The following is a 26,813-nucleotide window of genomic DNA, read 5'->3' on the forward strand; positions in this document are numbered from 1 at the left end:
CGGGCCCGGCCGGCGCTCTGCCGTCCGTGCCCGTGCGCCCCGCGGTGGCCGTGGCGGTCGCGGCGGGCAGGGGCTGCTCGCCGGTGCCGAGGACCAAGTCGCAGACCTCGCGGACGGCGCCCTGGCCGCCGCTGGCCTCGAGCACCGTGCGGGCTGCGGCGAGGACGGCGGGGTGGGCGTCGGCGACGGCGATGGGCCAGCCCACCGCGCTGAACGCCGCGAGGTCGTTGATGTCGTTGCCCACGTAGGCGACGCGCTCGGGGTCGAGGCCGCGCTCGCGCATCCACGCCTCGATGGCGGTGGCCTTGTCGTCGATGCCCTGGGCGACGTCCACCCGCAGCTTCTGCGCGCGGCGCGTGACGACGGGGTTGCGCTCCTTGGACAGGATGAGGAACGGCACGCCGGCCCGGACCAGCGCGGCCACGCCCATCCCGTCGCCGCGGTGGACGCGCACGGACTCCGTGCCGTCCTCGCTCAGCAGCACCGCATCGTCGGTGTGCACTCCGTCGAAGTCGGTGACGACCGCGTCGACGTCGAGGTGCTGGACGTCGCGGCGCCCGGCGGCCATGGCGCGCAGCAGGGTGAGGTCGGAGAGCGTGTCGATCTCCCGCGCGTCCTCGGCCGGGACCTCCTCGACCTCGATGCGCCCGAAGAACCGGTGGCCCGCGGCCAGCAGGCCCTGCGTGCGCATGACGTAGAACGCGCCCGTCTCGTTGAAGTGCCGCGGCCGGTCCTGCCGGCGGGGCCGGAACGCGGCATCGTGGCCCACGGCCACGGCGCCGCCGGAGTCGTCGAGCGTCCAGAGGAACGAGTGGTCCTCGACGGCGGAGAACACGACGTCGGCACCGCCGCCGGCCACGCGCGCGATCGCCGCGTCCACGTTCTCCGGGTTGATGAAGGGGGAGGTCGCCTGGATGAAGACCGTGATGTCGATGTCGTCCTCAAGGCAGCCCAGCGCGTGGATGAGGGCGGATTCGCTGGTGGCGCGGTCATCGGCCAGGGCCTCCGGGCGGCGGACCACGCGGGCCCCGGCGCGCTCGGCCTCCGCGGCGATCCCGTCGTGGTCGGTGGAGACGACCACGAGGTCGATCCCGGCCGCGGCCCGGGCCGCGTCGATCGCGCGGGCCAGGAGGGTCTTGCCCGCGATCTTCTGCAGGTTCTTCAGCGGTATGCCCTTCGAGCCGCCGCGGGCCGGGATGATGGCCGCGGTGCGAGGGCGCTTCGTCGTCTCAGTCACAGGTGGTCACTGTAGGCAGGCGACCGTGAACCACCGGTGAACCCGCGGCCAACGCCGCCTAAGCGCAGATGAACCTCGCCCAGCTGGTTGAGCCAAGCTGATTCGCGGGTGAACACCGGCCCAACGCGGTGCGGCCGGCGCCCCCAACCGCGCCCGAGGTGCGGGCCGGCGCGGCCCGAGCCCGCACCTCGGGCGCGGGCGGGTCCGAGGTGCGCGCGGGGCCGAGCAGCGCGCGGCGCGGGCGGGGAAGGGCACGCTCAGGCACGCTCAGTCGCGTGACTGAGGCAGACTGCGGCGGAGGAGGGGCGCTGTGCCAGATAAGGAGCGCTGTGGCGGACGAGGGCTGCGAACCGGGTGGGAGCCGGCCTCAGATCCAGCTGGGGTTGAGCATGCGCCACTGCCAGTGGTCGTACGGGATGACCTCGCCGGTGTAGACGGGGTAGAAGAAGCAGAAGGCGAAGACCGCGCCGGCGAGCACGACGCCCACCGCCAGGCGCCGGACCATGAGGCCCGCGGGCAGCCGCTGCCCGCGCACGCCGCTCGAGGTCCCCCACAGCAGGCCCAGGCAGTACGTGAGGCCCAGCACCACGAAGGGGACCATGACGATCGTGTAGAACGTGAAGATCGTGCGCTCCTGGTAGAGGAACCAGGGACCCCACGTGCCGATCAGACCCGCCAGGATCGCGCCGGCGCGCCAGTCGCGGCGCAGCGCCCAGGCGCCCAGCAGGACGACGATGACGACGACGGCAGCCCCCCAGATCACCGGGTTGCCCACGGAGGTGATCGCAGACGAGCACTTCTCCGCGGTGCACCCGTTCTGCCCGGCGGTGGGGGACTCGTAGAAGAACGAGGTGGGCTTCCACTGCACGATCCAGCCCCACGGATTGGACATGTAGGGGTGCTCGGAGTCCAGGCCCACGTGGAACTTGTACGCGGTGTAGTGGTAGTGCGCCAGGCTCGTCAGCCAGTCCGGCAGGGCCGACCACCAGCCGCGGTGCTCGGCGCCCCACTGCCGGTCGTAGCCGCCGGAGGTGAAGATCCAACCGGACCAGCACAGCACGTAGGTGACCAGCGCCACCGGCACGAGCGAGACGAACGCGGGCCCCGCGTCCTTGGCCAGCGCCGCGCGCAGCGGCTGGGCGACGCCCACTCTCCGGCGGGCGCTCCAGTCCCAGCACACCGCCATGATGCCGAAGGCGGCCAGGGCGTAGAGGCCGGACCACTTGACGCCCATCGACAGGCCCAGGCTGATGCCGGCGGCCAGGCGCCACGGGCGCAGGCCCAGCGAGGGGCCGAAGCGGGCCGGTGTGAGCCAGCCGCGCCGCCACGGCAGCGCGGCGAGCCGGCCCAGGCGGCGCTGGGCCCAGTCGCGGTCGAGGATGAGGCAGCCGAACGCCACGAGCACGAAGAACATGACGAAGAGGTCGAGCAGTCCGGTGCGCGAGTGGACGAAGTGCTCACCGTCGACGCACAAGAGCAGCCCGGCGACGCCGCCCAGCCACACGCTGGAGAACATGCGGGTGGCGATGCGGGCGAGGATGAAGATCGACAGGGCCCCGAAGAGCGCGGCGGAGAACCGCCACCCGAACGAGTCGTCGACGCCGAACCAGTCGATGCCCAGGCTGAGGATCCACTTGCCCAGCGGCGGGTGGACGACGTACTCCGGGGTGGTGAGGATGCCTGACGGGTCGCCCTGGTTGAACAGGTCGTTGGCCTTCTCCGCCCAGTTGCGCTCGTAGCCGGACTGGCTGAGCGCGTACGCGTCCTTGACGTAGTAGGTCTCGTCGAAGACGAGCGAGTGGGGAAAGCCCAGCCGCCAGAACCGCAGCACCGCGCCGATCACGGCGAGGCCCGCCGGGATGAGCCAGCCGAGCAGCGGGTGCGCGGCCGGCGGGATCCCCATGGCCAGGGGGGTGAGGCGACGGGTGGGGTCGGGCGAGTCGGCGGCGCTCGGCGCGTCGGCGGTGGCGGATGCCGTGCGGCCGGTGGTGGCGGTCGCCGTGCTGCCGCCGGCCTTAGCGCCCTCGGCGGGCTCGGCGTCGGGCGGGCGCGCGGACGTCCTCGAAGTGCTCACCCGCCCAGTGTAGGGGGCGCAGTGGAGGGGACGAGGGCTGTTGCGGATCTGCCACCGAGCGGGCGTCCGGCGACTGTCGCCCGGCACGCGGTCCCGGCTAGCCTGGGATGCAGGACCCGCCGCACGCGAGGGGCGGGCCGCGCCTCGGGAACCGGGGCGCCGAACGAGAAGCGGGTGGGTGACCATGTCCTACGGCAGCGGAGACGACGGTGCGAAGTACCCGGGCGGCTCGGGCTACCCCGGCAGCGCGGGCTATGCGGGCAGCCGGGGCTACTCCGGCAGCGCGGCCGGCGGTGGCGAGTACGGCTCGCAGGGCGGTTACGGCTCGCAGGGCGGCTACCCGGGCGGTGCCTCCCAGCTCGGCCCCGCCTATGGCGGCGAGGGCTACGGCAGCGGCGACTATGCCGCCGGTGACTACGGCGGCCAGGGCTACGGCGACCAGCCTTACGCCGGCCAGCCATACGCCGACCAGGGATACGGGCCGGACTACGGGGTGCAGCCCTACGCCGGCCAGCAGCCGGCGTACTACCGGCCCGCACCGCGGACGAACACGCTGTCCATCGTCGCGCTCGTGCTCTCCCTCGTGGGCCTCTCGACCGGCCTCACAGCGATCGGCGGCATCATCTGCGGGCACATCGCCCGCCGCCAGATCCGCGAGACCGGCGAGGGCGGCGACGGCCTCGCGCTGGCCGCGCTCATCGTCGGCTACATCATCAGCGGCTTCTGGGTGGCGCTCGTCCTCTTCTATATCGCTGTCTTCGTCTTCATCGGCCTCGGGAGCATGTCCTGACGCCAGCGGACGGATCAGTAACGCCAGCGGACGGGCCGGAGATCCCAGCGGACGGGTCAGTAACGCGCGTGGGCGGGTCGGTAACCCCGGCGGGCGCGCCGGTGCCCCCGGAGGCCGTGCCGCAGCCGGCCGGTGAGGCGCCCCGCGGCTCCGCGCTCGTGCTCCTCGGCACCCCGATCGGCAACCTCGGCGATGCGAGCCCTCGGATGCGCGCGGAGATCGCCGCCGCGGACCTCATCGCTGCCGAGGACACCCGGCGCTTCCTGGGCCTGGCCGAACGGCTGGGCATCGCCCACTCCGGGGCGATCATGAGCCTCTTCGACCACAACGAGGCCGACCGCGCGGCCGTCCTGGCCGACGAGGTCGCCGCCGGCAAGCGGGTCGTCCTGCTCACCGACGCCGGCATGCCGGCGGTCTCGGACCCCGGCTACCGCGTGGTGAGGGAGGTCAGCGAAAGGGGCCTGCCGGTCACCTCGGCGCCCGGGCCGTCCGCGGCCCTGACCGCGCTCGCCCTCTCCGGCCTGCCCTCCGACCGCTTCGCGTTCGAGGGGTTCCTGCCGCGCAAGCCCGGCGAACGGGCGCGCAGGCTGGCCGGGCTCGCCCGCGACGAGCGCACGCTCATCCTCTTCGAAAGCCCCCACCGCATCGCCGCGGCCATGGAGGACGTCGTCGCCGCGTTCGGACCGGACCGGCCCATGACCATCAGCCGGGAGCTGACGAAGACCTACGAGGAGGTGCTGCGGGGCACCTCGGGCGAACTGGCCCGTGCCGCGCACGCGGGGCTGCGCGGCGAGCTCACCCTCGTCATCGCCGGCTTCCGCGGTACCGCCTCGGACCCTGCCGACCACCTGCCCGAGGTGGCCCGGCTGGTGGACGGCGGCATGCGCGCCAAGAAGGCCGCGGTGGAGGTCGCGGGGCGCCATGGGCTGAGCACCCGCGCGGTCTACGAGGCCTATCTGCACGCGTAGTCGGCACACGTAGACTCGAGGCCATGACCTTCTACCTCACCACCGCGATCGCGTACCCCAACGGCACCCCGCACATCGGGCACGCGTACGAGTACATCGCGGCGGACACGATCGCCCGGTTCAAGCGCCTCGACGGCGAGGACGTCTTCTTCATGACCGGCACGGACGAGCACGGGCTGAAGATGCAGCAGACCGCGCAGAAGCTGGGGATGTCGGCCCGCGAGCTGGCCGATGTCAACGCCGCGAAGTTCCGGGACCTCCAGGACACCCTGGGCTCGAGCTACGACCGGTTCATCCGCACGACGGACCCGGACCACACCGCGGCCAGCCAGGCCCTCTGGCAGCGCATGGCCGACGCCGGCGACATCTACCTGGACTCCTACTCCGGCTGGTACTCGGTGCGCGACGAGGCGTACTACGCCGAGGACGAGACGGAGGTCCGCGCCGACGGCGAGCGCTACGCGACCGCCACGGGCACCCCGGTGACGTGGACGGAGGAGGAGTCGTACTTCTTCCGGCTGTCGAACTACGCCGACCGCCTGCTCGAGTGGTACGACACCCCCGGTGAGGACGGGATCTCCCCGGTGGGCCCGGACGTGCGGCGCAACGAGGTCGCCTCGTTCGTCCGCTCGGGGCTCAAGGACCTCTCGATCTCCCGCACGACGTTCGACTGGGGCATCCCGGTGCCCGGCGACGACAAGCACGTCATGTACGTGTGGGTCGACGCGCTGACGAACTACCTGACGGGGGCGGGCTTCCCGGACGTGGACTCGGAGCGCTTCCGCGAGCTGTGGCCGGCCGACGTCCACATCATCGGCAAGGACATCATCCGCTTCCACAGCGTCTACTGGCCGGCCTTCCTCATGAGCGCGGGCCTGCCGCTGCCCCGCCGCGTCCACGCCCACGGCTTCCTGTTCAACAAGGGCGAGAAGATGTCGAAGTCCGTGGGCAACGTCGTCGACCCCTACGACCTCGTCGCGAGCTTCGGCCTCGACACGCTGCGCTTCTTCCTGCTGCGCGAGATCTCCTACGGCCAGGACGGCTCGTACTCCGCCGACAGCATCATCGGGCGCAAGAACGCGGACCTCGCCAACGAGTACGGCAACCTCGTCCAGCGCTCCGCGACGATGGTCGTGAAGAACCTGGACGGCGTCGTGCCCACCGTCAGCGCCGCGGACCTCAGCGCCGACGACCGCGACCTGCTCGACCTCGCCGAGGCGGCGCTGGGCCGGGCGCGCGCCGCCGTGGACCGCCAGGAGCTCCACCGCTACGTCGAGGCGCTGTGGAGCGTGCTGGGGGAGACCAACCGGTACTTCTCCGCGCAGCAGCCGTGGAAGCTCAAGAAGGAGGACCCGAAGCGCATGGCCACGGTCCTCTTCACCGCGCTCGAGGTGCTGCGCCAGATCTCCATCCTCGCCCAGCCGATCATGCCGGAGTCCGCGGGCCGAGTCCTCGACACCCTGGGCGTGGCCCGGGAGCAGTCCGCGCGCACGTTCGCCGCGCTCGACGCCCCGCTGCCGGCGGGCACGCGCCTCGAGGCGCCCACCCCGATCTTCCCGCGCTACGAGGCGCCTGCCGACGGCGTCGCGGGCACTTCCGCGGGCACGGGGACTGCCGCGGGCGCGGGGGCCTGATGGCATCGCGCGCGGCCGGCGAGTACCCGCCGGTGCCCGAGGCGCTGGCCGCGCCGGGCGTCGACACCCACACCCACCTCGACATCTGCACGGGCAACCGCGGCCCCATCCGCCCCGGCGAGCCCGCCCCGGAGGTGGATCCCGCCGATGCGGGCGAGGGTGCGGACTTCCCGCCCCTGTCCTTCTTCTACGACACCGCCCGAGCCGCGGGCATCCCGCGCATCGTGCAGATCGGCTGCGAGATGGGCTCCGCCCGCTGGACCGCGCAGACGGTGGCCGACGAGGCGGCGGCCGGGCGCGATTGGATGCTCGGCGGTGCGGCCATCCATCCGAACGAGGCGCCGCGCCTGGCCGCGGCCGGCCTGCTCGAGGACTCCCTGGCGGAGGTCGAGGAGCTGCTGGGCGGGGACCGGATGCGCGTGGTGGGCGAGACGGGCCTGGACTACTTCCGCACCTCGGCGGAGGACGAAGGCGACATGCGCGCCCAGCGCGAGTCCTTCCGCGCCCACATCGAGATCGCCAAGCGGCGCGGCCTCGCCCTGCAGATCCACGACCGCGAGGCCCACGCGGACGTGCTGCGCATCCTGCGAGAGGAAGGCGCGCCGGAGGTCACGGTCTTCCACTGCTTCTCCGGCGACGCGGCCATGGCGCGCGAGTGCGCGGCGGCCGGCTACTTCATGTCGTTCGCCGGCAACATCACGTTCAAGAATGCCGACGGGCTGCGCGAGGCCGCCGCCCTGGTGCCCGATGCGCTGCTGCTGTCGGAGACCGATGCCCCGTTCCTCACCCCGCACCCCTACCGGGGCAGGCCGGGCGGGCCGTACCTCACCGCGCTGACGATCCGCAGGCTCGCACAGGTGCGCGGCGCCTCGGAGGCGCACGTCGCGGACCTCGTGACGGCCAATGCGCAGCGCGCCCTGGGGGACTGGGCGCTGTAGCGGTTCGGCAGGGCCCCCGCAGCGTTGCCCGGGGTATTGCCGTTGCCCGGGGTATTGCCGGCGGTGCGATGATGGGCCCATGGCTGCCGACGACGTTCGCCTCGTGTCCTCCGGCCCCGGCGACGGGGCCGCGGTCCTCGCCCTCGTGCAAGAGTCCTTCGCCCCCTACGTGGAGCGGATGGGCAAGCGCCCGGCGCCCATGGACGTCGACTACGAGCCCCTCGCCGCCGCCGGGCGCATGCTGCTCGCGTGGAGCGGCACCCGCCTCGTGGGCATGCTGCTCACCGCGGTGCGCCCCGCCGCCCTGTTCCTCGACACCATCGCGGTGGCCCCGGAGATGCAGGGGACCGGGTTGGGTGCGCGCCTCATGTCCGCCGCCGAGGTGCGCGCCAGGTCCGCCGGCCTCGCGCGGATCGAGCTCTACACGAACGCGCTCATGACGGAGAACCTCGCGTACTACCCGCGGCTGGGCTACGAGGAGGTCGGCCGGCGCGTGGACGAGGGATTCGACCGGGTCTTCTTCGCCAAGCAGCTGGACTGACGAGCAGCTGAACTGACGAGCGGTTGGTCTGTCGAGCGGCTGAACTGAGCGGCCCGAGCGGCCCCGGGCCACGGCCGTTTCCGCCGCCAGCGGAACGCCCGCGCAATCCTGGCACTCGGGTTGACCGAGTGCCAGGCCCGTCATAGTCTTCGATTAGCACCTGAAGTCATTGAGTGCTAAACGCGCTCAGGCGAGCCAGGGCAGTCCGGCACCCGCGACGACGGGCCGCCCACCGGCCGCAGGAGTGAAGTCTTCAGCGAATCCAACGAAGGAGAGTGTCCGAACATGTCGGTTGCCATCAAGCCGCTTGAAGATCGGATTGTCATCCGCCAGCTCGAGGCCGAGCAGACCACTGCTTCCGGTCTTGTCATCCCCGACACCGCCAAGGAGAAGCCCCAGGAGGGCGAGGTCGTCGCCGTGGGCCCCGGCCGCGTGGCCGACAACGGCAACCGCGTGCCGCTCGACGTCTCCGTCGGCGACAAGGTCATCTACTCGAAGTACGGCGGCACCGAGGTCAAGTACGCCGGCGAGGACTACCTCGTCCTCTCGGCGCGCGATGTCCTCGCGGTCATCGGCTGATCATTTCCCGCTGCGATCGAGCCGGCGCGCCGCGCCGGCTCCCCATCTTCGAAAGGAAGTGAATCATGCCGAAGACCCTGAAGTTCGACGATGCCGCGCGCAACTCGCTTGAGCACGGCGTCAATGTCCTCGCCGACACGGTCAAGGTCACGCTGGGCCCCCGCGGCCGCAACGTCGTCCTCGACAAGCAGTGGGGCGCCCCCACGATCACGAACGACGGCGTGACGATCGCCCGCGAGGTCGAACTCGACGACCCGTTCGAGAACCTGGGCGTCCAGCTCGCCAAGGAAGTCGCGACGAAGACCAACGACGTCGCCGGCGACGGCACCACCACCGCCACCGTGCTCGCCCAGGCGCTCGTGCACGAGGGCCTGCGCAACGTGGCCGCGGGCGCAGCTCCCGGCCAGCTCAAGGCCGGCATCGAGAAGGCAGTGGACGCCGTCGAGGAGCGCCTCAAGGCGGACTCGCGCGACGTCGACGGCTCCGCGGAGATCGCGCACGTCGCGGCCCTGTCCGCCCAGTCCCCGGAGATCGGCAAGCTCATCGCCGAGGCCTTCGACAAGGTCGGCAAGGACGGCGTCATCACGATCGACGAGAGCCAGGCCTCCACGGTCGAGCTCGAGTTCACCGAGGGCATGCAGTTCGACAAGGGCTACCTGTCCCCGTACTTCGTCACGGACGCCGACCGCCAGGAGGCGGTGCTCAGCGATCCGTACATCCTCATCAACCAGGGCAAGATCACGAACATCCAGGATCTGCTGCCCGTCCTCGAGAAGGTCCAGCAGGCCGGCAAGCCGCTGTTCATCATCGCCGAGGACATCGAGGGTGAGGCGCTGTCGACGCTGGTCGTCAACAAGATCCGCGGCATCCTCAATGTCGCGGCCGTGAAGGCGCCGGGCTTCGGCGATCGCCGCAAGGCGATCCTCGAGGACCTCGCGGTCCTCACGGGCGGCACGGTCATCACCGCGGACATGGGCATGAAGCTCGACCAGGTCACGCTCGACGACCTGGGCTCCGCGCGCACCGTCACCGTCACGAAGGACAACACGACGGTCGTCGACGGCGCCGGTGCCGACGATGCGGTTGCGGGTCGCGTCAAGCAGATCCGCGGCGAGATCGAGCACACGGACTCCGACTGGGATCGCGAGAAGCTCCAGGAGCGCCTCGCGAAGCTCGCCGGCGGTGTGGCCGTCATCAAGGTGGGCGCCGCGACCGAGGTGGAGCTCAAGGAGCGCAAGCACCGCGTCGAGGACGCCGTGTCCGCGACCCGCGCCGCCATCGAGGAGGGCATCGTGCCCGGCGGTGGGTCCGCACTCGTGCACGCCGCGAAGGTCCTCGAGGGTACCGACCTGGGCCTGACCGGCGATGCCGCGACCGGTGTGGGCATCGTGTCCCGCGCCGTCGTCCAGCCGCTGCGCTGGATCGCGGAGAACGCGGGCCAGGACGGCTACGTCGTGGCCTCGAAGGTCGCCGAGCTCGATGCGGGTCAGGGCTACAACGCCGCGACCGGCGAGTACGGCGACCTCGTCAAGGCCGGCGTCATCGACCCGGTCAAGGTCACCCGCTCGGCGCTGCGCAATGCGGCGTCGATCGCGGCGCTCGTCCTCACCACCGAGACCCTCGTGGTCGAGAAGCCGGAAGAGGACGACGACGACAAGTGATCGTCGCCGCGGGCCGGCCGGCCCGGTGCTGATGCGCTGAGCCGGTTCGCCCACACCCGGCGCGCGGCACGGCACGGCTGGACAGCACTGCTGGCTGCAGAGCACGGCATGGCTGGAGAGCACGGCTGGCCCGCGCCCGGGAGGCACCGCAGGGGCGGTTGCCGCGAAGGAGACTTCGCGGCAGCCGCCCCTGCTGCTGTGCGGGGGGTCGTGCCGAAGGCACAGCGGGGCTTGGTTGACGGGTGCCGGAGCGATCATCGTCCGGTTTGGGTGTTCTCCCGCTCCTGGTCTATAGTGATGAATCGCTCAGCTCTTCCCCAGTTTTCGTATCACTCTTGACGGAAGGCACACCCCCTCATGAAGCTCCCCTCCAAGCTCGCCGCCGGCTCCGCGGTGGCCGCTCTCGTCTTCGGCCTGGCATCCCCGGCCCTGGCGACGAACCTGAAGACGAAGCACGGCAATGAGACCGTCGGCTGCAAAGTGGCGTGGGACGCCAGCGCCGTCATGAACACGCAGCTGACCAACCAGACCGAGGGGTACTCGGGCCTGATGGTCGACAGGAACGGTGATCCCGTCAAGGGCGGATTCGTCAACGGCGGCTACATCAAGTCGGTATGGCCTACGAATGAGGAGGACGAGCCCTATTACACGAAGGGCGATCCGGGAATCCTCGAGGTCACGCACTTCTACAACGGCGGCTCTGAGGACAACAAGGGCCTGGTAGCCGTCGATGGTACGCAGCCCAACTGGCGCACCGTGGTAGCAACCGATTACGCCATCAAGAACGCGAAGGTCACGCTGCACGCGCCTGCCGATATGAAGGTGAAAGCTTGGTCCTACCTTCCTTCGGACAGGCTCAATGGTGACACGCCATTCGACGTGAATGGTTACCTGCACAAGTGGGGTAAGCCGTACGACTCGTACACCTACCCCTCCACCGCCGAAAAGGTCGCATCGGACGACGGCAACGGCAACGTGACGTTGGACCTGGGAGACCTGAACGCCAAGGACGGGCGTGTGCTTCAGCTGACGGGGCAGATGATTCCGGGTGAGCGGATGGACCAGAACTACGTCGCCAGTGCCACGCTGACCGGTGAGTACGATCCGGAAGCGGGCATCAAGGACTGCCCGACTCCCGCCCCCACCGATACCAGCGACCCGACCCCTAGCGAGTCGGGTGAGCCCACTCCGAGCGAGTCCGGGAACCCGACGCCCAGCGAGTCGGGTGAGCCCACTCCGAGCGAGTCCGGGAACCCGACCCCCAGCGAGTCCGGCAACCCGACCCCCACCGAGTCCGGCACCGCGACGCCGTCCGCCAGCGGATCGGCGACGGCGACGCCGTCGGAGAGCACCACCTCGGCGCCGGCGCCCGGTTCCGATGACCCCTCGGACGACGCGCCCCAGCCGGGTGACAACGGCGACAACGGCGACGGCGGGGATGACGGCAACGGCGGGAACCTGCCGCGCACCGGCTCCGACGCGGTCGCCCCGCTCCTGGCCGCGGGCGGCGCACTGCTGCTCGTCGGCGCCGGCGTGCTCCTGGTGGCGCGCCGCCGCCGCAGCTGAGCCGACCCGCAATCCCGGTCCTCCGGGTTCCTCATGCCTGACGGGCGCACGGCGCGCGGCAGGCAGGGGTGCGGTCGACGGGGTCGCAGCCGGATTCTTCCGGCCGCGGCCCCGTTCGCGTGCCTGCCCCGCCCGCAGTGCCGTTCGGCACCGCCCCGCTGCGGCGGGCGGCCGGCCTGCGCCTCGGCCAGCCTGCGCCTCGGCCGACCCGCGCCCCGGCGGGCTAGGATCGCGAGCATGACAGCCGGGGCAGCGAGCATGACAACCGGGTGGGGAGCATGACAACCGGGACAGGCGGGGACGCACAGTGACCGCCATCGTCAGCGCGGCCATCAGCCTGGTGGGCCTGGGCTTCGCGATGGGCTTCAGCCCCACGCTCTACGCCCTCGTGCTGCGCCTCCTCACCCGCTCGGCGCACGCTGCCCGGTCGATCCGCTGGATCACGGTGGGTCTGACCCTGGGCGCGCTGTTCCTCCTGCTCCTCTTCCGCGTCGTCGACCCGGAGACCCTCACGGCGCTGCTGCGTGCGGACACCCACCGCTTCCTCGTCCACCGCAGCGTCGACGCCGCTGCCGCCGCGCTCCTCCTGCTGGGCGGCGCCATCATGCTCGCGCGGCTGCGCCGCCCGCCGCGCGACCCGCACCTGGGCCACCGGGCGCTCTCCAGCGGCCCCGGCCGCCCCGACTCGCAGCACCGGGACCCGGAGCGCCCCGGCCGCATGGTCCTCATCGGCCTGGCCGAGTCGATCATCAGCGTGAGCGGACTGGCCACGATGTACGTCACCGGCCGCGTCATCGCCGCGGCCTCCCACCTGCTGGTGGTGCAGGCGGTCCTCGCGGTCGTTTTCTTCGCCGCGCTGGCGGGCCAGTACCTGCTGCTCGCGTGGGCGTGGGGTGCGTTCCCACCGCTCGCGCACGCGATGACGCGGCTCTACGACCGCGTGACCAGGATCGACACGCGGCCCTACGTGGCCGCCGCCCTGCTCCTCGCCGGCTGTGTGTTCGCCGTGATGGCGGTCTTCGGGGCGTAGCGCGCCCGCACGGTGCTCCGGCGCCGGCGTGAACTCCGCCGCGGACGCACCACGCGCCGCTCGGGGCGGCTCGCTAGACTCGACGCCGCACAGCCGGTGCTCGTCCACCGCCGTCCATCCTCACCCACGGAGGCCCCATGCCCGCGTTCGCCGACACCCTCGACACCGCCGTGCGGCAGGCCGTCGCCCAGGAGCTCATCGGCACCGCACAGCCCGTCGTCGGCCTGCTCGACTTGAACGCAGTCGAGGAGCGGATCGCCGCCCTGACCGGCGCCTTCGCGCCCGCCGGGCAGGTGCTGCACACCGTGGCGTGCAAGGCCGTCACCCTGGTGCCGGTGCTGCGCTTCCTGGCGGAGCGGGGACTGGGCTGCGAGGTCGCGAGCCCCGGCGAGTACGCGATGGCGCAGGCCGCGGGCTTCCCCGCCGAGCGCATCGTGCTGGACTCCCCGGCGAAGACCGAGGGCGAGCTGCGCCGCGCGCTGGGCGACGGCGCCTCGCTCAACATCGACTCCTACCAGGAGATGGAGCGCGTCGACGCGCTGCTGGGCGAGCTCGCGGGCGCCAGCGCCGAATCCGCTGCCGGCCCCGCCTCCGTCATCGGCGTGCGGGTCAACCCAGTGGTGGGCGCGGGCTCGATCGGCCAGATGAGCACGGCCACCACGACGACGAAGTTCGGCGTCCCGCTCGTCGACGCAGCCGACCAGGACCGGCTCATCGCAGCGATCCGCGCCCGCCCGCACATCACCCAGCTCCACGTCCACACGGGCTCGCAGGGCATCCCGCTCGAACTCGCGGCCGCGGGGATCCGCCGCGTCGTCGAACTGGCCGATGCGATCAACGATGCTGCCGGTCAGCAGCAGATCGCCCGCATCGACATGGGCGGGGGCCTGAGCGTGAACTTCCTCTCCAACGACATCACCCCCACGTTCGAGGACTACGCCGACGTCCTCAAGCGCGAGGTTCCCGAGCTGCTCGACGGCCGCTACGGCCTCGTCACCGAGTTCGGCCGCGCGCTGCTGGCCAAGGCCGGCACCATCGCCACCCGCATCGAGTACACGAAGACCGTGGGCAGCCGCCGCTTCGCAATCGGCCACGCCGGCGCGCAGACCGCCACCCGCACCGCGTTCGTCCCCGAGCACTGGCCGCTGCGCATCAGCGCCCGCGCCGCGGACGGTGCGCCGAGCCCGGCGCCCAGCGCCATCCAGGACCTCGCGGGGCCGTGCTGCTTCACCGGCGACATGATCGGCCGCGACTACGACGTCCCAGAGTTCCAGCCCGGCGACATCGCGCTCATCCACGACGTGGGCGCCTACTACTTCTCCACCCCGTTCGCCTACAACGCGCTGCCGCGCATCCCGGTCTACGCCTACCGGGCCGCCGAGGCGCGGGTCGAGTTCGCGCTGGTCCGCCGCCAGCAGACGGTCGAGGAGCTGCTCGCCGAGGCCGGCGAGGACGTGGTGCTGTGAGGCGCGCCCATGCTGCCCGCACGGCCGGGCGCCGCGGGCGGCCCCGGGCCGGATGCACGCGTCGCGTGCGGTTCTGAGCGTGCCCGCCATGCGCAGCCCCCTGCCGCCGCGCGAGGGGATCAGCGCGGCGCGGCTGCGCGCCCCCGGCGGGCCGCAGACCCACGCGCACGCCGCGGATCCCGTCCCGGCCACCGTGGGAGCCTGGTTGTCAGCGGTGCTGCTGGGTGCCTCGGCGGCGGAGCGCGCGGAGCTGGCCCACCCGACCGGCGGCGCGCTGTGCGATGAGAGCGGGCGGCCCGTGGGGCTGTCCGATCCGGTGATCCCCGGCGGGTTCTACTTCTTCCACCGCCCGGTGCCGGCCGAGGCGCGGATCCCGTTTCCCATCCGCACCGTGCACGAGGACGCGGAGCTGCTCGTCATCGACAAGCCCGCATTCCTCGCCTCGACGCCCAATGGGCGGTTTGTGCGCGAGTGCGCGGTCACGCGGCTGCGGGTGGAGCGCGACGAGCAGGACCTCGTGGCGATCCACCGCCTGGACCGGGTGACGTCCGGGCTGCTCGTCCTCTCCCGTCGCCCGGCCACGCGCGGGGCCTACCAGCGGCTGTTCCAGGAGCGCCGCGTGCACAAGTCCTACCGGGCGCTCGTCGTCCTGCCCGCGGGCTGGGATCCCGTTCTGCTGCCCGCCGAGCGCGCCTCGCGGCTGGACAAGGAACCGGGTACGCGGGCCGTGCTCGAGGTGCCCGGCGAGCCCAACGCACTCACCCGGCTCGCGTATGCGGGGCCGGGGGAGTGCACGTGCGCGCCCGCGGATGCGGATGCGAATGCGCATGCGAATGCGCATGCGAATGCGGATACCAGGCGGCTGGGCGTCATCGATCTCGAGCCCGTGACGGGCCGCACTCACCAGCTGCGCGTGCACCTCAACGCGCTGGGGCTGCCCATCCTGGGCGACCCCATCTACCCCGAGGACCTGGCGCCCGATCCCTACGACTTCCGCCGCCGGCTCCACCTGCTGGCCCGCCGGATCGAGTTCGAGGACCCGCTCACCGGCCGGCCGCGGCGCTTCGACTCGCGGCTGGGACTCTGCGGCGATGAGGGAAGAGCTTCACCGTGGGTGGAGGAATCGTCGCCGCGCGCGTAGGCGTTCTCTCGGGTGCCTGCTCGGTCGTGCAGATGGTTGGGCGGCTTTGCGGGTAGTCGGGCGGTGAAGGGGGTGGTCAACCAGCGGGGCGCTCGGCTCTCGGCGCGACCGGCTTAGCCGATCGCAGGGGCTGATCGCCCCACGGCGCGGTCTGGTCGGCGCACCGCTGACCGGGCACCGCGCGGTGTGGCGAACTGGGCACACGGGCGCGCCCGATGCGGGTGCGCGTCGGGCAAGATGGGAGCCGACGCCCGAGACCCCGAGACCCCGAGCACCACGGAGGCCACCCCATGACCGGCCGCGCGCACGATCCCTCCTCGTATCCGCCCACCGGGGACCCGCACCGCCCCTACCCGCCGCCACCGCCGCGGCCGCCGGGCGAATCCCAGTCCCCCGGGCAGCCCCCACCGGGGCCTCGCGTGCCCCTGCCGCGCCCCGCTTCACCGAGCACTGCCGCGCCGAGTACTGCCGCGCCGAACCCTGCCGTCCCGAACCCCCGCGCACAGAGTTCGGCGGGTCGGCCCACTCCAACCACAGGCCCAGACCCGGACCCGCGGGGCCTCTACGCGCCCGGGGTGCCGCGCCACAACGGCCGCTACGACCTCTCAGAGCTCGACCGCCAGCGTCGCGAGGGGACCGGCGAGGATGCCGCGGATGTCTCGGCCCTCCACGAGTTCGGGCGCGCCGCGGGCCTCGGCGCCGTTCTCGCAGTCGGCTCGACGCTCCTCGTCTGGCTGGCCGGGCTGGGGCTGCTCAAGGGCAACGACATGGAGTCGTTCGACCCGGACTCGATCGGCGTGTTCGGAGCGATCGCCCTGGTGGTGGGCGCGTGGAGCGACGGCTTCATCTTCACGGATCTCACGCGTCCCGACGGGGGCTTCCGGCGCCGCGGCCTGCTGCCGTTGGTCCTGTTCGCCCCGCTGCTGCTGGCGCTCTTCGGCGCGCTGGCCACGCTGGCCTGGCGCTTCCTCTTCGACTTCGAGGCAAACGGGGGCGCCGAGGCGGCGCTCGTGCAGAACCAGTGGGGCAGCCTCACCGGTGCCGCGGTGGCGTTCGTCGCCGTGTGGCTGCTGGCCCAGCTGAGCATCCTGGGCACCTACCTGCTCGCCACGCTCGCGCTGGGCGGCTGGGGCCGCGGCGCCGGGTGGGGACTCATCGCGGCCTCGATCGGCGCTGCCGCGTTCGTGCTCATCGTGCCGATGCGCCGGAGCGCCGCTGCCGTGGGCCCGAGCCTTGCGGGCATGGCCGTGGCGCTCGCGGTGAGCATCGTGGCCGCCGCGGTGCTCGTGGCATGGGGGCAGCGGCGCCGCGCGGCCCGGGAGCAGAGCCCGGTTTCCCCGCCCCGTGCGCCGCGGCGCGGGCTCAGTCGAGGCGCTTGAGCCGCTCGGTCAGGCCCAGCTTGACGGTGGGCCACTCCGCGCGGGTGATGGAGAAGACCACGGTGTCGCGCAGCGCCCCGGCGAAGAACTGGTGATTGCGCAGCACCCCGTCCTGCTTTGCGCCCAGCTTGGCGATCGCCCCACGCGACTGGTGGTTGTGCCAGTGGGTGCGGAACTCCACGGCGATGGCGTCGAGGTCTTCGAAGGCGCGCGTGAGCAGCAGCAGCTTGGCCTCCGGATTGACCCGGGTGCCGCGCACGGCGGGGCTGAGCCAGGTCGAGCCGATCTCCACGTGGCGGTTCGCCGCGTCGATGTTCATGAACGTCGTCATGCCCACCGGTTCGCCGTGGTCGAGCACCGTGTACGGCGCCATGCTGCCCGCCCGCTGGAGGCCCAGCCGGCGCTCGATCTCCGCGTCCACCTCGTCCGCCGCCGGGACCGAGGTGACCCACAGGTCGATGCCCTCGCTCGCCCGGCCCAGGCCCTCGGCGTGGGCGGGGGAGAGCTGGGCGAGCGTGACGCGCTCGCCCACGAGGTCCGGTGCGGCTGCGAAGGTCGCCGGATCGCCGGCCCCGGGCCGGGAAGAGCCATCGAACGCGTCGCCGCGGGCGCCGGTGGCGGTGTGGGGATCCGTGTACGCAGTGGCAGTGGGGTTCGTCTCCATGGGGTTGAGCGTACGGCCGTTTGACCCCCCGCGGGGCGCTCTGCTCGGTTTTGGGCACCCGCGCCGTGCCCGGCGCTGTGCCGCGTGAGCGGCCGAGGCGCGGGCCGGGCCCACCTGCCCCGCGCCTCGGCGGGTGTCAGGAGGAGCCGGCCCGCGCCTCGGCGGGGGTGGTGGACAGGGACGAGCGGGATGCTCAGCCGATCATGGACGAGGCCATCCCGGTGAAGTAGGGGACGAGCCAGATGGCCCACACGAGGATGGAGAAGCGGTGGAAGACGGCCTTCGCGTGGTCCGTGCCGCGGATGACGACGACGAGGGCCCACACGAAGTGGACGGCCATGAGGAGCAGGGCGATGGCACCGGTGATCGCCATGATGGCCCCCAGGATCTCACCGGCGCCGCTGGAGAAGCTGGCCTGACCGGAAGCGGCGATGCGGCGCATGAACTCGGTGCCGGTGGCATCGCAGGCGAGACCCAAACCGAAGAACACCACGTGCCACCACCTGAGGGTGCCCTGGAGGCGCTCGGCCCAGACGCCGATGGTGTAGAGGATGAGTGCGGATGAGATGAAGACGATTGCTGGTGTGAGCATGCCTCCATGCTCCCGTTCGAGGAGGGGGCGGAGGATCGTGCAAACGGTTGATCTTTCGGCCAGCCAATGGGTTGAGGGCGCCTTGCCGAATGGGCGGCGGCCCGTGCCCTGCGGCCGGGTGAGTTTGGTCGCATCGGAGCGGGTGGCCGTGTTCCCCGTCCGTGGGCGGGCATACCATGTCAGAAACTCACGCGGGAGGGGACTGACTCGATGGATGGCGAAGGCAAGTCGATGGGCGAAGTGGAGAGCCGGTTCCAGGAGGCGCAGGACCCGTTCGCGCTCACCGGCCTCACGTATGACGATGTGCTGCTCCTGCCCGGCGACACGGACGTCATCCCCTCGGAGGCCTCGACCCGGACCCGGTTGACCCGCGGGATCGACATCAACATCCCCCTCGTCTCCGCGGCGATGGACACCGTGACGGAGTCGCGCATGGCGGTGGCGATGGCGCGGATCGGTGGCCTGGGCATCATCCACCGCAACCTCAGCAAGGAAGACCAGGCCGCGCACGTCGACTACGTCAAGCGCAGCGAGTCCGGCATGATCACGGACCCCGTCACCATCACCCCGGACCGCACGCTCGAGGAGCTCGACGAGGTGTGCGGGCGCTACCGGATCTCCGGCCTGCCGGTCGTCGACGACGCGGGCGTGCTCGTGGGCATCGTGACGAACCGCGACCTGCGCTTCGTCCCGCGCCGGGAGTTCGCCACGCGCACCGTCGCGCAGACCATGAAGCCGATGCCGCTCGTCACCGCGCCGGTGGGGGTCGATCCGGAGCGCGCCTACGAGCTGCTCGCCGAGCACAAGGTGGAGAAGCTGCCGCTCGTCGACGAGGAGGGCCGCCTGCGCGGTCTCATCACGGTCAAGGACTTCGTCAAGAGCGAGGAGTACCCGCTGGCCACGAAGGACGACGAGGGCCGCCTGCGCGTGGGTGCCGCCGTCGGCTTCTTCGGCGATGCCTACGAGCGCGCGGAGTTGCTCGCGGACGCCGGGGCCGACGTGCTCGTCGTCGACACCGCCAACGGCCACGCCCGCGGCGTCACGGACATGATCCGCAGGCTCAAGGCGGACAGCATGTTCGGCAATGTGCAGATCATCGGCGGCAACGTCGCCACCAGCGAGGGCGCGCAGGCGCTCATCGACGCCGGCGTCGACGCCATCAAGGTGGGCGTGGGGCCCGGCTCCATCTGCACGACCCGCGTGGTGGCCGGCGTGGGTGTGCCGCAGGTGACGGCCGTGCGGCTGGCCGCGCTGGCCGCGGAGAAGGCCGACATCCCGGTCATCGCCGATGGCGGCCTCCAGTACTCGGGCGACATTGGCAAGGCGCTCGTGGCGGGGGCGAACTCCGTCATGGTCGGCTCGCTGTTCGCCGGCACCAAGGAGAGCCCCGGCGACCTCATCCTCATCAACGGCAAGCAGTACAAGGCCTACCGCGGCATGGGATCGTTGGGCGCCATGGCCCCGCGCAAGGGCAAGTCGTACTCGAAGGACCGCTACTTCCAGGACGATGTCGCCAGCGACACGGACCTCATCCCGGAGGGCGTCGAGGGCCGCGTTGCCTACCGCGGCGAGTTGCGCAACGTCGCCTACCAGCTCACCGGTGGCCTGCGGCAGACCATGTTCTACGTGGGCGCGCGCACGATCGACGAGCTCAAGGCCAAGGGTCGCTTCGTGCGCCTGACGACCGCGGGTCTCAAGGAGAGCCACCCGCACGACATCCAGATGACCGTGGAGGCGCCCAACTACACCTCGCGGTGACCGGGCCGGCCGCGCGAGCGGGCCGTCGGTTTGCGGCCGCTCGGGCGGGCGGTTGACGGCCAGCGGTCGACTGGGCCAAGTGGCGGGAGGACGGCCGAGCCTGCGGGCAGGAGGACCACCCGCGGCCGGGGGCAACGATTAGTGCGCCGAGGGCTTCCGGGCGGTTGGGAGTTGTTCGCGCGTCACCGGTTGCTGACGTCAGTGCGTCGAGGCTGCGCGACAGTCGGCGTGCCCTTGTGCCCCACCTCCGGCATGCCCTTGTACCCCGCCTCGGGGCGAGGCGGGTTTGCTCGAGGGGTGCACCGACGGCAGGCGGGTGCCTGCCCTCTTCCCCGAGCGGCACCGATGTGTTTGAGACTGCGGCAGCGGTGACCGATTCACCGGCGCACCGTTGTGACAACGTCGCGGTGCTGCCCGCGTCGCTGTGAATTGTACTGGCGGCTTGATGCCGTTTGTTGTCCACAGGCCTTGTTCTTCAGCTTATATTCGATTAATATTCGAATATAAGCGGCGAAGCCAGAGCTTCTTCACTGCGCGGCATCGGAGCCGTGGGAAGTGCGTCGGCAGATCGGTTTCGCGGTCGCGGCATTCCGCAACGGGGCGGGCTGCACGGAGGCGGGGGTGAGTGGGATGGATGCCCAGGAGCTGCTCGCGGTGGAGCGGGAATCCGACGTCCGCGAACTCCATCGGGCTCGTGTCCTCACTGACTGGCTCGTGGCGGCCTACCATCAGCACTTCGCTCCGGTCGGCTCGCAGGAGGCCGAGGTTCCGGCCGACTACATGGACCTCCTCGTGCTCCTGCCGGACCTGGTGTGGATTGCCCTCGCCAAGCACCTGGACGTCTCGCTGATCCGGGCGCGCACGCGAGCGAAGAACGCACTCGCCGTCACCGCATCGCTGCCGCAGTTGCGCGGATTGGTGGTCGCGGGTGCGGTGCGATTCGGACGCCTCGACTACGCCGCAGGCCGAGCCAGCCATTTGCCCTGGCTGCTGCGCGAGACATTCGACGGCCTCGTCGCCGAACTCGATGCGTCCTGGGAATGGAAGCGGTGGAAGAAGGCCGTGGATGACATCTACGACTCGCTCATGCCGCCCAAGGATCGCGCAGAGGCAGCACATCGAGAGCGCCGCGTTGCCTTCTGGAACAACGGGGACGGGACCGCGAGTCTGCAGTTCGTCGGACCGGTGGCCACCGTTTCGGCGGCCCACTGCCGCCTGAGCGCATGGGCGCGGGGCATCCGGTTGGGCCAGAAGGGCGATTTCGCCGTGGGACTCGAGCCCGGGGCCGTGATCGATGATCGGCGCACGCTCGACCAGCTGTGCTTCGACATCGGTGTGCTCGGCATCCCCGAGATCCCGGTGGGCATGCGGCGCGCAGACGGGACGCACGGCACCTTCTCACTGACACTGCCCACGGACTCCGCCTGGCTGCGCGCCCAGGCCGGGGTCAACGTCACCATCCCGCTGCTCAGCCTCATGGGCTGCTCGCAGCTCCCGGGCCGACTCGATGACGCCTCACCGCTCAGCGCGGCCGATGCCAGGCGGATTGCCGCACACTCGCCATCGCTGCGGCGTCTGGTGACGGACCCGGTCACCGGGACCGTGCTCGAAGCAGTCGCCCAGACCTACGCGATCCCCGCCTCGCTGCGCACGACGCTGACGGCTCGCTGGCAGTGGTGCACGGTCCCGGGCTGCACCCGCAAGGCCGTAGCCTGCGATATCGACCACATCATTCCCTTCAACAAGGGCGCTCCGGCCTCGGGTGGAACCACCGTCTTCGACAATCTTCACCCGCTGTGCCGACACCATCACAATCTCAAGACGAACGGTGTGCTCGCTGTCGAGCGAGTCTCCCCCAGGACTGGACGGGGTGAGACGGGTCCGGTGGCACGCTGGCGGAGCGTCGATGAGGGTGCCCTGCGGTGGACGTTCCCAGCTGCACTCGGAGGGGCGGTGGGTCCACCCGGGTCCCGCATCGAAACCGAGCATGCCCGCGAACTCGCCGAACTGCAGGAGCTTATTGACGGTTCCGTGATGCCCGCGAGCGCCTTCGCCGGGATCGGTGACGACGAGGAAGAGCCGGTGGGAACCGTGCGAACGGCACCGGGACCGGGGCAGCCCACCACGAGCAAACCGCCCGCGGGGCCGGGAGCCCGGAGCGCAGACAAGGGGGAGCACGGGGTGGAGGTGCGGAGCGGGAAGGAACTGCGGAACGGACCCGAGCTGTGGAACGGGGTGGAGCTGCAGAATTCGAGCGAGCTTCGCTCGAAACCGGAAGCGTGCTCGAAGGACGAGCGGGGTGAACGGCCGGGCCTGCGGCGCATGGGCGAGAGCCCCGCGGAACCCGACATTCCGAAGACGCTCGAGCGGGCCGAACGACCGGGGACCAGCAGCTCGGGTGAGAGCCACCCGGAAACGGTGCCCGGACCGGAACCAGAACCTGAACCAGAACCTGAACTGTGGTCGAAGAGTAGGCGTGACGCACGACCGGACTGCCAGGACGAGGTCGAACAGCCCACTGGACCGAGCGAGCGATATGCGGGCGGGTGCCACCCAGGACGAGAAGCACCGATGAAGCAGGACCTGCCGGTGGATCCATGGGGCCGACCGCGTTCACCGTTTTCCGATCCCGACCCGCCACCGTTCTGATCGCCAGGTACGGTCTGATCGGCAGCTACGGTCTGATCGGCAGCTACGGTCTGAATGGCAGCTACGGTCTGAATGGCTGCTACGGCGCGGGTGTCCACGATTGACCGACTTGCCTCATCTTCTTGACCGGCCCGCCACGCCTCCGTAGCGCCCCCTCCAAATCTGATCCGATGGGTGACCGTTCAATCCCCAGCCGCAGCAACCCTCCCCAAAGCCCCCCATGGCTGTGCAGTCCGCGGCCAAGCAGACCGCGCAGTTCAACCCGTGAACCTTCACCCCATGAACCGGGGCGCCGCGAAACGCGCTGGTAGTGTGGCTGTCGTTGACATGGGGTGCTTGCCGCCCCGCTCGGCGGTACTCGTGCGAATCCCTCGCAGTGAGCTCGGCGGGCGGTCGGTCGCCAGGCTGAGAACACACCCATCGAACCTGACATGGCTAACACCAGCGAAGGGATCGTCACCGTGAGCACGGCTTCCAATGCTTCCACCGCTCCCGGCCCCGGCCAGCAAACCGCTGCCGCGGCCCAGCGCGCGTCAGCTGTGACTGACACCGGCGCCAGCGCTGACACCGGTGCCAGTAACAGCACTGACACCAGCACCAGCACTGGCACTGCCACCGGCGCCGGCACCGCGGACACCCTCGGCATCGCCGACCGTGCCCGTGCCGTCCGCGAGGGCGGCCCACTCGTCCAGTGCATCACGAACACCGTCGTCCAGCAGTTCGCCGCCAATGCGCTGCTGGCGGTGGGCGCAGCCCCAGCGATGCTCGACCACGAGGCCGATGCCGCGGACTTCGCCCACGTCGCCTCGGCGCTCAACGTCAACCTGGGCACGGCGACCTCGCATCAGCTACTCGCGGCCGACCAGGCCATCGGGGTCATGGCCGAGGAGGACAAGCCCTGGGTGCTCGATCCCGTGAGCGTGGGCGCCTCGGCCTACCGAACGAGCCGCATCCGCGCACTCACCGCGCAACGGCCCACGGCCGTGCGCGGCAACGCCTCCGAGATCGCGCTTCTCGCGGGTGCCGGTGCGGGAGGACGCGGGGTCGACTCCACGGACTCCGTCGACGCTGTCGTGGGCGCCGCCGCGCGGCTGGCGCGCGACACCGGTGGGATCGTCGCCGTGTCCGGTGAGCGCGATGCCATTGTCGCAGCTCAGGGCGATCGCGCGGTCATCGCCCGCGTCTCCGGGGGCAGCTCGCTCATGCCGCTCGTCATCGGCACCGGCTGCTCACTGGGAGCGGTCCTCGCCGCCTACCTGGCAGCATCCCGGGCCGACGAGGCCAACACCCGCGCGACCGGGTCCGATGCCGGCTCCGTCGCCCCCGAGGAACGGCTGCACAACGACTTCACCGCAGCCATCGCGGCCCACGCCCACTTCGCGGCGGCCGGGCACCGCGCTGCGCTCGCCGCCGCCGGGCCCGGGACCTTCGCCCCCGCCTTCCTCGATGCGCTGTTCCTCCTCGACGCAGAGGAGCTCGGGGCCGTTCGGATTGAGCTCGCCACCGCTACGTTCGAGGAGCTTCGCGCATGACCGATCCAGCCGCAGCGCCCGCACCCCCCGGCGCCCCGCGGCTGTTGGGCCTCGACACGGCGCTCTACCTCGTGACCGATTCGGCGATGTGCCGGGCAGCCGGGCGCAGCGTCGCGCAGACCGTCGCCCTCGCCGTCGAGGGCGGGGCGGGCCTCGTCCAGGTGCGCGACAAGCACGCCGGCGAGGCCGAGTTCGACGAGCTCGCCCGCTCCGTCGTCGCGGCGGTCGAGCAGACGCGGGACAGGCTCGGCATCGACCACGAGATCCCGGTCTTCCTCGACGACCGGGTGGCCTCGGCGCGGCGGCTGCTCGACGAGGGCCTGCGCGTCCATGTCCACGTCGGCCAGGACGACGAGCCCGTCGAGCGCGTCCGCACGGCGATCGGCCCCGAGCCGCTGCTCGGGCTCTCTGCCTCGAACGAGCAGGAATTCGCCGCCGGCGAGGCGGCCGGGGGAGTCAACCTGTTCGGCGTGGGCCCCGTGTGGGCCACCCAGACCAAGGACGTCGCCCGCGCCGCCCTGGGCCCCGAGCGCATCCGGGAGCTCGCCGCCGCCGCCCGGCTGCCGATCGTCGCGATCGGCGGCATCGGCGCAGGCAACGCGGCCGAACTCGCGGGCAGCGGTGCGATCGGCGTGTGTGTCGTCTCCGCGATCTGCGCGGCACCCGATCCGCGCGCCGCCGCCCAGCGCATCCGCGCGGCCTTCGCCGAAACCCCGCACCTGGACGACCCCGCGCACCTGGACGAACCCTCTGACCCGCCCGCTCCTCACCCCGCTGGAGGCACCCCATGATGCGACCGCCCACGGCCCTCACAATCGCCGGCACGGATCCCTCCGGGGGCGCCGGCGCCCAGGCCGACCTCAAGGCCTTCACCGCGCTCGGCGTCTACGGCACCTCGGTGCTCACGGCGCTCGTCGCGCAGAACACCCACGGCGTCTCCCGGGTCTACGACATCGACACCGACTTCGTCGCCGATCAGTTCGACGCCGTGCTCGACGACATGGCCCTCGACGCCTCGAAGACCGGCATGCTCGCCTCGGCCGCGCTCGTCGAGCTCACCGCCGCACGCGCCGAGCGCCTGGGCTTCCTCGTCGTCGACACCGTCATGGTCGCCACCTCCGGCCACCGCCTCCTGGCCGAGGAGGCCGTCGAGGCGATGCGCCACGCGCTCCTGCCCGTCGCCGGCCTCATCACCCCCAACCTGCCGGAGGCCGCACTGCTCCTGGGCGACGACGTCGAGGCCGCCCGCACCGCCGCTGAGATGGAGGACCAGGCGCGCGCGCTCCTGGCCCGCGGCCCGGCCGCGGTGCTGCTCAAGGGCGGCCACGGCGCCGAGGCGCGGGTCGCCGACGTGCTCGCCCTCAGCCCCCGCCTGGCCGGCGGGGCGGAGCCAGCCCTCGTGCGCTTCGACCACCCGCGCATCGACACCCCGCACACCCACGGCACGGGCTGCACGCTCTCCGCCGCCATCACCGCGCAGATGGCCCGCCGCCTGCTGCCCGGGGACGCCGGCGGCCCCGGTGCCGGCGCCGCGGAGGCGCTCGAGCCGGCTGTCCGCGAGGGGTTGGACTTCCTCGCGCGGGCACTGGCCTCGGGTGCCCGCTGGAGCCTGCCGCTGGACCCCGAGGGGGCCCACGGACCCGTCGACCACACGGTCGACATCGCCGCGCAGGCCCCGATCGAACCCGCGCGTGCCCCCGTCGAACCCGCACAAGTCCCCAACGAAGCGGCGCAAGCCCCCGTCGAAGGAGCCTCCCGATGATCGACCGCAACCACTACGCCGCGGGCGAGCACACCGCCGCGCTCTTCGCCTCCGTCGGCGCCCAGCTCGACGAGATCGAGGCGCTGCCGTTCCTCGCCGAGCTCGCCTCCGGCACGTTGGACCGCCTCCCGTTCGCCCACTACCTGCTCCAGGACGAGCTCTATCTGGACGGCTACGCCCGCGCCATGTCGCTGCTGGCCGCCCGCGCCCCCCACCGCGAGGACACCCGCTTCTGGGCGCTCGCAGCGGGCGAGGCGATCGCGGTGGAGACGCAGATGCACGAGGCGATGCTCACCGACGAGTCGTTCGCCGACGCCCGGGGCCAGCTGCGCGAGCACGGCCACCTCGATGCGGACGGCGGCCCGATCGCCTCGCCCACGACGCTGGGCTACACGTCGTTCCTCATCGCCACCTGCGCCACCGCCCCCTACGCGGTGGGCGCCGCCGCCGTCCTGCCCTGTTTCTGGATCTACGCCCACGTGGGCAAGGTGCTCAACGAGCGCGCCGCGGCCGGCCTCTCCGCCAACCCCTTCCGGGTGTGGATCGAGACCTACGACAGCGCGGAGTTCGACGAGTCCGTGCGCACAGCGACCCAGCTGGTCGAGCGCGAGCTGGCGGGTGCCTCGGCGGGGGAGCGGGCCGCGATGCACACCGCCTTCGGGCGGGCCGCGGTCTACGAGCTGCACTTCTGGGCCTCCGCCCACGCCCTGCAGGACTGGAGCGCGGACCGGTTCGCCTGACCGCGCCGGCCGAGGTGCCCAAGCCGGCCGCCGTATCAACCCGCTCAGGCAATACTCGGGCAACTGTGACAGAAGTCCCACTCTGGCGTACCCTGGTCCGGACATCACCAAT

General features: G+C 71.7%; 22 protein-coding genes. 18 read left to right on the plus strand and 4 right to left on the minus strand.

Going from position 1 to position 26,813, the window contains the following annotated elements; translation table 11 throughout:
* Window positions 1-1,237 (minus strand): acylneuraminate cytidylyltransferase (locus GSY69_RS07485; protein WP_328698800.1); only part of this gene is annotated, 1,237 nt, incomplete at its 3' end.
* Between the two features lie 367 nt (window positions 1,238-1,604).
* The gene (locus GSY69_RS07490) at window positions 1,605-3,311 is read right to left on the minus strand and encodes a dolichyl-phosphate-mannose--protein mannosyltransferase (protein WP_328698801.1); all 1,707 of its coding nucleotides are present in this window, start codon (window positions 3,309-3,311) and stop codon (window positions 1,605-1,607) included.
* 184 nt (window positions 3,312-3,495) lie between these two features.
* Between GSY69_RS07490 and GSY69_RS07495 the strand changes: the two genes are divergently transcribed.
* The 12 genes from GSY69_RS07495 to GSY69_RS07550 all read left to right on the plus strand — a co-directional run bounded on the left by GSY69_RS07495 (window position 3,496) and on the right by GSY69_RS07550 (window position 17,004).
* Window positions 3,496-4,101, plus strand: a complete 606-nt coding sequence (locus GSY69_RS07495; protein WP_160953272.1) for a DUF4190 domain-containing protein — start codon at window positions 3,496-3,498, stop codon at window positions 4,099-4,101.
* A gap of 68 nt (window positions 4,102-4,169) precedes the next feature.
* Window positions 4,170-5,069, plus strand: a complete 900-nt coding sequence (rsmI, locus tag GSY69_RS07500; RefSeq protein ID WP_328698802.1) for a 16S rRNA (cytidine(1402)-2'-O)-methyltransferase — start codon at window positions 4,170-4,172, stop codon at window positions 5,067-5,069.
* A gap of 23 nt (window positions 5,070-5,092) precedes the next feature.
* Window positions 5,093-6,703: a methionine--tRNA ligase gene (metG, locus tag GSY69_RS07505; RefSeq protein WP_160953250.1), complete on the plus strand. Its 1,611-nt coding sequence runs from the start codon at window positions 5,093-5,095 to the stop codon at window positions 6,701-6,703.
* The gene (locus GSY69_RS07510; RefSeq protein WP_160953251.1) at window positions 6,703-7,641 is read left to right on the plus strand and encodes a TatD family hydrolase; all 939 of its coding nucleotides are present in this window, start codon (window positions 6,703-6,705) and stop codon (window positions 7,639-7,641) included. Before metG ends, GSY69_RS07510 begins: the two co-directional genes overlap by 1 nt.
* A gap of 79 nt (window positions 7,642-7,720) precedes the next feature.
* Window positions 7,721-8,182, plus strand: a complete 462-nt coding sequence (locus tag GSY69_RS07515) for a GNAT family N-acetyltransferase (RefSeq protein ID WP_160953252.1) — start codon at window positions 7,721-7,723, stop codon at window positions 8,180-8,182.
* Window positions 8,183-8,467: 285 nt separating this feature from the next.
* Complete coding sequence (gene groES, locus GSY69_RS07520) at window positions 8,468-8,761, plus strand: co-chaperone GroES (protein WP_160953253.1); 294 nt, start codon at window positions 8,468-8,470, stop codon at window positions 8,759-8,761.
* A 65-nt stretch (window positions 8,762-8,826) separates the two neighbouring features.
* Window positions 8,827-10,422 carry a chaperonin GroEL gene (gene groL, locus GSY69_RS07525; protein ID WP_160953254.1) on the plus strand — a complete coding sequence of 532 codons (1,596 nt, stop codon included), beginning with the start codon at window positions 8,827-8,829 and terminating at the stop codon, window positions 10,420-10,422.
* Between the two features lie 357 nt (window positions 10,423-10,779).
* Window positions 10,780-11,988, plus strand: coding sequence for an LPXTG cell wall anchor domain-containing protein (locus tag GSY69_RS07530; RefSeq protein WP_160953255.1), 1,209 nt, complete (start codon window positions 10,780-10,782; stop codon window positions 11,986-11,988).
* Between the two features lie 307 nt (window positions 11,989-12,295).
* On the plus strand, window positions 12,296-13,018 hold the full coding sequence (locus GSY69_RS07535; protein ID WP_160953256.1) for a hypothetical protein: 723 nt from the start codon (window positions 12,296-12,298) through the stop codon (window positions 13,016-13,018).
* A gap of 137 nt (window positions 13,019-13,155) precedes the next feature.
* On the plus strand, window positions 13,156-14,484 hold the full coding sequence (locus GSY69_RS07540) for a type III PLP-dependent enzyme domain-containing protein (RefSeq protein ID WP_160953257.1): 1,329 nt from the start codon (window positions 13,156-13,158) through the stop codon (window positions 14,482-14,484).
* Between the two features lie 88 nt (window positions 14,485-14,572).
* Window positions 14,573-15,625, plus strand: coding sequence for a pseudouridine synthase (locus tag GSY69_RS07545; RefSeq protein WP_160953258.1), 1,053 nt, complete (start codon window positions 14,573-14,575; stop codon window positions 15,623-15,625).
* Window positions 15,626-16,200: 575 nt separating this feature from the next.
* Window positions 16,201-17,004 carry a hypothetical protein gene (locus GSY69_RS07550; RefSeq protein ID WP_160953259.1) on the plus strand — a complete coding sequence of 268 codons (804 nt, stop codon included), beginning with the start codon at window positions 16,201-16,203 and terminating at the stop codon, window positions 17,002-17,004.
* Here the strand turns inward: GSY69_RS07550 and GSY69_RS07555 are convergent.
* Window positions 16,988-17,668 (minus strand): GNAT family N-acetyltransferase, encoded by a 681-nt coding sequence (locus GSY69_RS07555; RefSeq protein ID WP_160953260.1) that lies wholly within the window; start codon window positions 17,666-17,668, stop codon window positions 16,988-16,990. The genes GSY69_RS07550 and GSY69_RS07555 overlap by 17 nt on opposite strands.
* A 193-nt stretch (window positions 17,669-17,861) precedes the next feature.
* The gene (locus GSY69_RS07560; RefSeq protein WP_160953261.1) at window positions 17,862-18,260 is read right to left on the minus strand and encodes an HsmA family protein; all 399 of its coding nucleotides are present in this window, start codon (window positions 18,258-18,260) and stop codon (window positions 17,862-17,864) included.
* A gap of 210 nt (window positions 18,261-18,470) precedes the next feature.
* On the opposite strand from GSY69_RS07560, the gene guaB reads away from it, so the two are divergent.
* The 6 genes from guaB to GSY69_RS07590 all read left to right on the plus strand — a co-directional run bounded on the left by guaB (window position 18,471) and on the right by GSY69_RS07590 (window position 26,701).
* The gene (gene guaB / locus GSY69_RS07565; protein WP_407925015.1) at window positions 18,471-20,018 is read left to right on the plus strand and encodes an IMP dehydrogenase; all 1,548 of its coding nucleotides are present in this window, start codon (window positions 18,471-18,473) and stop codon (window positions 20,016-20,018) included.
* A 630-nt stretch (window positions 20,019-20,648) separates the two neighbouring features.
* Window positions 20,649-22,667, plus strand: coding sequence for an HNH endonuclease signature motif containing protein (locus GSY69_RS07570; protein WP_160953262.1), 2,019 nt, complete (start codon window positions 20,649-20,651; stop codon window positions 22,665-22,667).
* 539 nt (window positions 22,668-23,206) lie between these two features.
* On the plus strand, window positions 23,207-24,199 hold the full coding sequence (locus tag GSY69_RS07575) for a hydroxyethylthiazole kinase (RefSeq protein ID WP_328698803.1): 993 nt from the start codon (window positions 23,207-23,209) through the stop codon (window positions 24,197-24,199).
* A complete protein-coding gene (gene thiE, locus GSY69_RS07580) occupies window positions 24,196-24,990 on the plus strand; it encodes a thiamine phosphate synthase (protein WP_160953264.1) in 795 nt (264 codons plus the stop codon). The genes GSY69_RS07575 and thiE overlap by 4 nt, the downstream gene beginning before the upstream one ends.
* Window positions 24,987-25,961, plus strand: coding sequence for a bifunctional hydroxymethylpyrimidine kinase/phosphomethylpyrimidine kinase (gene thiD, locus GSY69_RS07585; RefSeq protein WP_202410923.1), 975 nt, complete (start codon window positions 24,987-24,989; stop codon window positions 25,959-25,961). Before thiE ends, thiD begins: the two co-directional genes overlap by 4 nt.
* On the plus strand, window positions 25,958-26,701 hold the full coding sequence (locus GSY69_RS07590) for a TenA family protein (protein WP_160953265.1): 744 nt from the start codon (window positions 25,958-25,960) through the stop codon (window positions 26,699-26,701). Before thiD ends, GSY69_RS07590 begins: the two co-directional genes overlap by 4 nt.
* Window positions 26,702-26,813: the final 112 nt, after the last annotated feature.

It is taken from the genome of Brevibacterium rongguiense (genome assembly GCF_009857845.1).
GTDB classification, from domain to species: Bacteria; Actinomycetota; Actinomycetes; order Actinomycetales; family Brevibacteriaceae; genus Brevibacterium; species Brevibacterium rongguiense.